Genomic DNA, 6,438 nt, shown 5'->3' with positions numbered 1-6,438 from the left:
CAAAGACGTCATCCGCTGCCTCAAACGCCACATCGCCCGCGAGATCTACTCAGTCCTCACCCACCCTTGACATCCATAGGAGCATCGAGCTGGCGCTCCTGGCGGTGGCACGATGTGCGGGTGAGTGAGAACGCGAACGAGGCGAGAGAGCCCGTGCATCCCTGGACCCGGTACGTCGCCCTGGGCGACTCGTTCACCGAGGGCATCGGCGACCCGGAGCCCTCGGCGCAGGGCGGTCACCGCGGCTGGGCCGACCGGCTCGCCGAGGAGCTGGCCCACACCGCGCGGGACTTCGCGTACGCCAACCTGGCCATCCGCGGCCGGCTGCTCGACCAGATCATCGCCGAGCAGCTCGACCCGGCGCTGGAGCTCAAACCGGACCTGGTCACCATCTCGGCGGGCGGCAACGACATCATCCGCCGCGCCGATCCCGACGCCGTCGCGGCCCGGCTGGACGCCGCGATCGGCCGGCTCGCCGCCTCCGGCGCGACGGTGTTGCTGTTCACCGGTCCCGACATCCGGGACACCCCGGTGCTCGGGGCCATCCGGGGCCGCGTCGCGATCTTCAACGAGAACCTGCACACCGTCGCGAAACGGCACGACGCCGTCATCGCGGACATGTGGTCCCTGCGCGAGCTGCTGCAGCCCCAGATGTGGGCGCCGGACCGCCTGCACTTCTCCCCGCTCGGGCACCACCGGATCGCGATGATGGCCCTGGACTCGTTGAACGTGCCGCACGACCTGCACCCGCTCGAGGCCAAGCCCCTCCCCACCCGCACCTGGCGGCAGGCTCGGACGGAGGACCTGGTGTGGGCGCGCGAGTACCTGGCGCCCTGGGTGCTGCGCCGGATCCGGCGGGTCTCCTCCGGCGACCACGTCACCGCGAAGCGCCCCGTGGCCGGCCCCGTGTTCGGTCCCGGCATGCCGCCGGGCTCGGAGTAGGGCGGGTCCTCGCTTCTCCGATCCCGGGCACGGCGACGATGACGTCACCGTCACCTTCCCGCAGGATCCGCCGTCGTTCGCCGGCGCCGCGAGGGGGACCGTTCGTGCTGTCGGAGCGGGTTGATCCGTCCCGAACGGCACCACCGGTCCCACCGGCCGTCCCTCGACGCAGCCGTTGCCCGGCGCCGCCGGGGGTGACGGTCCGAGCGTCCGGGCCGATGCGGCAGGTGGCCGTCGTCGGCCCGCCGGGCCTGGGAGCGCGGGACGCCCCGTAGCCTGATCCGGTGACGATCCTCGACGCCGTCCTCGCCTTCGCCGTGGTCGCCGGGCTGCTGACCCTGGTGCCGGGCCTGGACACCGCCCTCGTGCTCCGGTCCTCCCTCACCCGGACCCGACCGTACGCCTGGGCGACCGCGCTCGGCGTCGCGACCGGCGCGATGGTGTGGGGTATCGCCGCGGCCGTCGGCGTCTCCGCCCTGCTGGCCGCCTCGGAGGTCGCGTACCGGGCGCTGACGATCGCCGGCGCGGGGTACATGCTCTGGCTCGGCGGGTCCATGATCGTCCGGTCGGTGCGCCACGGCCGGACCGCGCCGCAGCAGCTGCACGACCAGTTGCCGCCGGTTCCGACCTCCGCGGGGCGCGGGTGGCTGGTGGGAGCGGGCACGAATCTGCTCAACCCCAAGGTCGGCGTCTTCTACCTCGCGACCGTCCCGCAGTTCCTCCCCGCCGGGGTGCCACCGCTGCTCATGGGGGTGATCCTCGCCGGCGTGCACGCCACCCTGACCATGACGTGGTTCGGCGTCCTGATCGTCGGCGGCCGCTGGGCGCGTCGGTGGCTCTCCAGCCCGCGGTCCCTGCGGATCATCGACCGGATCACCGGCGTCGTCCTGCTCGGCTTCGGCGGCACGCTGGCGGTCGAGTCGGTCACCGGCGGAGCGCCGACCGCCCGCTGACCCAGGTGGGCGGAGCGTTGGCTACACCGAGTGTGACGGATGTGGCGGCAGTGAACCCGTCGGCGCCTCATCCGTCCCACCGGCAACACTCACCGTAGCCATTGCTCCGGAGCGCTCCGGAACGCTCCGCAGAGCCGCCCAAGAACCGCCTCAGCGGCCGAAGACGTGCGCGTCCAGCAGGGCGCCGAGTTGGCCCATCTCGGTGAGGAAGCCGTCGTGCCCGATGGCGGCGTCCACCAGGTGCACCGGGACGTCGCCGGGCAGCGCCGCCGCGAGCTCGAAGGACTGCTCCGGCAGGTAGAGCCGGTCCGAGGTGACGGCGGCGACGAGCACCTCGGCCCGCACCCCGGCGAGCGCCTGCTCCAGGGTGCCGCGGCCGCGGGCGACGTCGTGGCTCATCAACGCGTCGGAGAGCACGATGTAGCTGTTGGCGTCGAACCGACCGGCCAGGGACGTGGCCTTGTGGTCGAGGTAGCTCTCGACGGCGTACCGGCCGCGGGAGGCGTTGGTGCCGCTGAGCGGGTCCTCCCCCGGCTGCGCGCTCCGGCCGAACCGGGCCCCGAGCTCCGCCTCGCTGCGGTAGGTGATGTGGGCGATGCGGCGGGCGATGCCGAGCCCGGCGTCCGGGGTGTGCCCACCGTAGTAATTGCCGTCGGCGAAGTGCGGGTCGTTCCGGATGGCGAGGACCTGCGGCTGCGCCCAGGCGATCTGCTCGGCGGTCGAGGCCGCGCCGATCGCGAGCACCGCGCAGTGCCGTACCGCGTCGGGGTGGGTCACGGCCCATTCGAGGGCGCGCGCCCCACCCATGGACCCGCCGATGACGAGGGCGAACGCGTCGATGCCCAGGGACTCCGTCAGCCGCCTCTCGGCGTGCGCGGCATCCCGCAGGGTGATCAGCGGGAACCGGGATCCCCAGGGCCGGCCGTCCGGGGCGATCGAGGAGGGGCCGGTGGAGCCGTAGCAGCCGCCGATCATGTTGATCGAGACGACGAACAGCTCATCCGTGTCCAGCGGGCAGCCCGGCCCCACCAGCGCGTCCCACCAGCCCGGCACGTCCGTGTCCCCGCGCGCCACGTGCGAGGACCCGGTCAGCGCGTGGTGGATGAGCACCGCGTTGGACGCGTCCGCGTTCAGGGTGCCCCACGTCTCGTACGCGAGCACGACGTCGGGCAGGACGCCGCCGCGCTCCAGGGCGAGGTCACCCACCGACGCGAACCGCACGGCGGCCGCCGCGTCGCCGAGAGAGGCGAGCGCGGACCGACCGTCGTGCTGCCGGCGGTGCCGCGGGAGCACGCTCATGCGGCGCGGGCCTCCCGGACGGCGGCGAACCCGGTCTCGAGGTCGGCGAGGATGTCGTCGATGTGCTCGAGCCCCACCGAGAGGCGCACCAGCCCCGGACTGACCCCGGCGGTCAGCTGGTTCGCGTCCGAGAGCTGGCTGTGGGTGGTCGACGCCGGGTGGATGACGAGCGAGCGCACGTCCCCGATGTTCGCCACGTTCGAATGCAGGGTCAGGGCGTCGACGAACCGGCGGCCGGCCTCGGCGCCGCCGTCCAGCTCGAACGCCAGCACCGCGCCCGCTCCCTTCGGCGCGTACTTCCGGCCCAGCTCGTACCACCGGCTCGACGGCAGCCCGGCGTACGCGACGGAGAGCACGTCGTCGCGCTCCTCGAGCCACGCCGCCACCCGCTGGGCGTTGGCGACGTGCCGGTCGATCCGCAGGCTGAGGGTCTCCAGGCCCTGCGCGATGAGGAACGCGTTGAACGGGCTCGCGGCGGCGCCGGTGTCCCGCAGCCACTGCACGCGGGCCTTGAGGATGTAGGACAGGTTCGCGCCGAGCGCGCCGCCCTCCCCGAGGTCCCGGCCGAACACGAGGCCGTGGTACGACTCGTCCGGCTCCGTGAACCCGGGGAACCGGCCCGGCTCGGCGGTGTAGTCGAACCGGCCGGCGTCGACGATCACCCCGGCGATCGCGTTGCCGTGCCCGCCGAGATACTTGGTGGCGGAGTGGACGACGACGTCGGCGCCGTGCTCGAACGGCCGGATCAGCCACGGGGTGGCCACGGTGTTGTCCACGATCAGCGGCACCCCGGCGGCGTGCGCGGCGTCGGCGACCGGGCCGATGTCGAGCACGTCCTGGCGCGGGTTGGAGATGCTCTCCCCGAAGAAGGCCTTGGTGTTCGGCCGGACGGCGGCGGTCCAGGACGCCGGGTCGTCGGGGTTCTCGACGAAGCTGACGCTGATGCCGAGCTTGGGCAGCGTGAAGTGGAAGAGGTTGTGCGTGCCGCCGTACAGGGAGGGGCTGGCGACGATGTGGTCACCGCTCTGCGCGACGTTGAGGATCGCGTAGGTGGTCGCGGCGGACCCGGACGCGAGCAGCAGGGCGCCGACGCCGCCCTCCAGCGACGCCACCCGGTTCTCCACCGCCTCGTTGGTCGGGTTGCCGATGCGGGTGTAGATCGGACCGAGCTCGGCGAGCGCGAAGCGGGAGGCCGCCTGATCCGCGTCGTCGAACACGAACGAACTCGTCTGGTAGATCGGCAGTGCCCGCGCCCCGGTGGCGGGGTCGGGCTGCTGACCTGCGTGGATCTGGCGGGTCTCGAAGGACCAGGTGTCGGACATGCCGTTCCTCTCGGACGGGAGCCGGCGAGTCCGGGCCGCGGGTGCGCCGCCCTCGGGACACACCGGCCCGCGCTTGCGACGCGCGAACGCGCGCCGCCCGGTCTTCACCCGGGGCACCCCACCGCGGTTGGAGGGTTGCCGGTCAGCGAGCCGGGGCTGCATGTCGCTGACGCTCATGACCTGCGCACCAGTGTTCGGTGCGCCGGCCCCTCCGCGCAAGTCGATGACGCCCGGCGAACCGGCCCCGGGTGATTAGGGTCACCTAACCCGCGGGCGAAAGGTGCCGGTGCAAGGATGTGGGCATGCGCCTGGATCACGTCTCGTTCGCCTGCGGACCCGCGGGCTTGACCGCCTGCGCCGACGAGATCGGCCAGGCCCTCGGCATGCACCCGGTGACCGGCGGCATCCACCCCCGGTTCGGCACCCGCAACGCGATCTTCCCGCTGCAGCACCACCGGTACATCGAGGTCGTCGAGGTGCTCGACCACCCGTCCGCGGACAAGGCGCCGTTCGGCCAGGCCGTGCGGGCGCGATCCGAGCTGGGCGGCGGCTGGCTCGGCTGGGTGGTCAGCGTGTCGGACCTCGCCCTGTACGAGAAGCGGCTGGGCCGCGAGGCCGTGCCGGGCAACCGGAAGTTCCCGGACGGCCGGGAGCTGCAGTGGCGCCAGATCGGGGTCAAGGGCCTGATCGCGGACCCGCAGGTCCCGTTCCTGCTCCACTGGATCAGCCCGCCGGACCTGCACCCGTCGATGGCGGCCCCCACGGACGTCGCGCTGGCGAAGCTGCAGATCGCCGGCTCGCCGTCCCGGGTGACCGACTGGCTGGGCCGGGACGTGCGGGACGCGCTGGCCGACGTCGACGTCGACTGGGTGGCCCCCAACGGCACGCCGGGCGTCCTGTCCGTCACGTTCGAGACCCCCCGCGGCACCGTCACCATCTGACGACGGCACCCGCGCAGGTCCGGCCGGCGTCAGCCGTCCTTGACGGGCAGCCGGATCAGCAGGCCCCCGTGGTACGGGGTGTGCATGGTGCCCTGCACCGGGTTGAGCGCCTCGAACACGCCGCCGTTGCCGTCGTAGATGCCGATGTGCTGACCCGGGATCCAGATGATGTCGCCGGGGCGGCCCTCGGCGAGCGGGATCTGCTGGGCCCCGAGGGCGGTGGCCATCGCGTCCCCTCCGAGCACCGGCAGGTCGAAGCCGTGCTGCCGCAGCACCCAGCTGACGTAACCCCCGCAGTCCCAGCCCGTGACCGGGGACGTGCCACCCCACACGTAGCGGTGGCCCACCCCGTTCTGGGCCGTCGCGATGACGGCGTTGCGCAGCGCGGCGGCGTCGCCGGTGGCGACCGCGGCGGTCGGGGTGCGCCACGTGGTGACCGGACCGAGCGTCGTCGGCAGGGTGGCGCGGATCCCCGTGTCGGGGATCGGCCAGGCGGCGTCCGTGACCGGCGTGGTGGCCGCGGTGCTCGACGACGGCGCGGGCGCGGGCGCGACGAGCCAGTGCGCCTGGGCGGGGGCGGCCAGGCCGAGGGTGACCGCGCCGGTCAGCGCCACCGTGGCGGCGCCGGTGGCCGCCCGTCGACCGCAGCGGGCGAGGGCACCGTCGAGCGCCCGGCCGAGAGCGCTGTCGACCGCACCCGACGTGACGGCGCTGGCCAGTGCGACAACGACGGACCCGGCGGACCGGGTGGGCTCGGCGCGATGCCGGGCGGAGTGAGCGGTCATGACATTCCCCCTGTGACGGCGACGGCGGCGTCACCGATGCTGTGAAGAAGTGCCGGCCCCCGCACTCCCCCGGCGGGCCGGGCGAGTGAACGGTCCGCCCCGAGCGCCGAAGCGGCCGGCACGATGAGACTCACCCTAGAGCACCCCATGCCGGCACGGCCACGGTCCCTGCCTGCGATGATGCTGGGAATCCCCC

At 73.5% G+C, this 6,438-nt stretch carries 6 protein-coding genes and 1 riboswitch; of the genes, 3 read left to right on the top strand and 3 right to left on the bottom strand.

What is annotated here, in order from left to right:
- Nucleotides 1-120: 120 nt before the first annotated feature.
- Nucleotides 121-942, top strand: coding sequence for an SGNH/GDSL hydrolase family protein (locus IEX22_RS12870; RefSeq protein WP_306464457.1), 822 nt, complete (start codon nt 121-123; stop codon nt 940-942).
- 284 nt (nt 943-1,226) lie between these two features.
- Entirely contained in the window at nt 1,227-1,895 is a 669-nt protein-coding gene (locus IEX22_RS12865; RefSeq protein ID WP_188668815.1) for a LysE family translocator, read from the top strand.
- Nucleotides 1,896-2,045: 150 nt separating this feature from the next.
- Here IEX22_RS12865 and metX read toward each other — a convergent pair whose 3' ends face one another.
- Together metX and IEX22_RS12855 are read right to left on the bottom strand one after the other, a co-directional pair.
- Nucleotides 2,046-3,194: a homoserine O-acetyltransferase MetX gene (metX, locus tag IEX22_RS12860; protein ID WP_188668814.1), complete on the bottom strand. Its 1,149-nt coding sequence runs from the start codon at nt 3,192-3,194 to the stop codon at nt 2,046-2,048.
- Entirely contained in the window at nt 3,191-4,516 is a 1,326-nt protein-coding gene (locus tag IEX22_RS12855) for a bifunctional o-acetylhomoserine/o-acetylserine sulfhydrylase (protein ID WP_188668813.1), read from the bottom strand. Before IEX22_RS12855 ends, metX begins: the two co-directional genes overlap by 4 nt.
- 64 nt (nt 4,517-4,580) lie before the next feature.
- A riboswitch (SAM riboswitch) is annotated at nt 4,581-4,697 on the bottom strand.
- 121 nt (nt 4,698-4,818) lie between these two features.
- Between IEX22_RS12855 and IEX22_RS12850 the strand changes: the two genes are divergently transcribed.
- Nucleotides 4,819-5,457 (top strand): VOC family protein, encoded by a 639-nt coding sequence (locus IEX22_RS12850; RefSeq protein ID WP_188668812.1) that lies wholly within the window; start codon nt 4,819-4,821, stop codon nt 5,455-5,457.
- A gap of 29 nt (nt 5,458-5,486) precedes the next feature.
- Here the strand turns inward: IEX22_RS12850 and IEX22_RS12845 are convergent, their stop codons facing one another.
- Nucleotides 5,487-6,242 (bottom strand): C40 family peptidase, encoded by a 756-nt coding sequence (locus IEX22_RS12845; RefSeq protein ID WP_188668811.1) that lies wholly within the window; start codon nt 6,240-6,242, stop codon nt 5,487-5,489.
- Nucleotides 6,243-6,438: the final 196 nt, after the last annotated feature.

This window comes from Tersicoccus solisilvae, assembly GCF_014643255.1.
Taxonomy (GTDB): domain Bacteria; phylum Actinomycetota; class Actinomycetes; order Actinomycetales; family Micrococcaceae; genus Tersicoccus; species Tersicoccus solisilvae.
The sequence above is the reverse complement of the archived record's forward strand: the minus strand, read 5'-3'. Positions and strand labels throughout refer to the sequence as shown.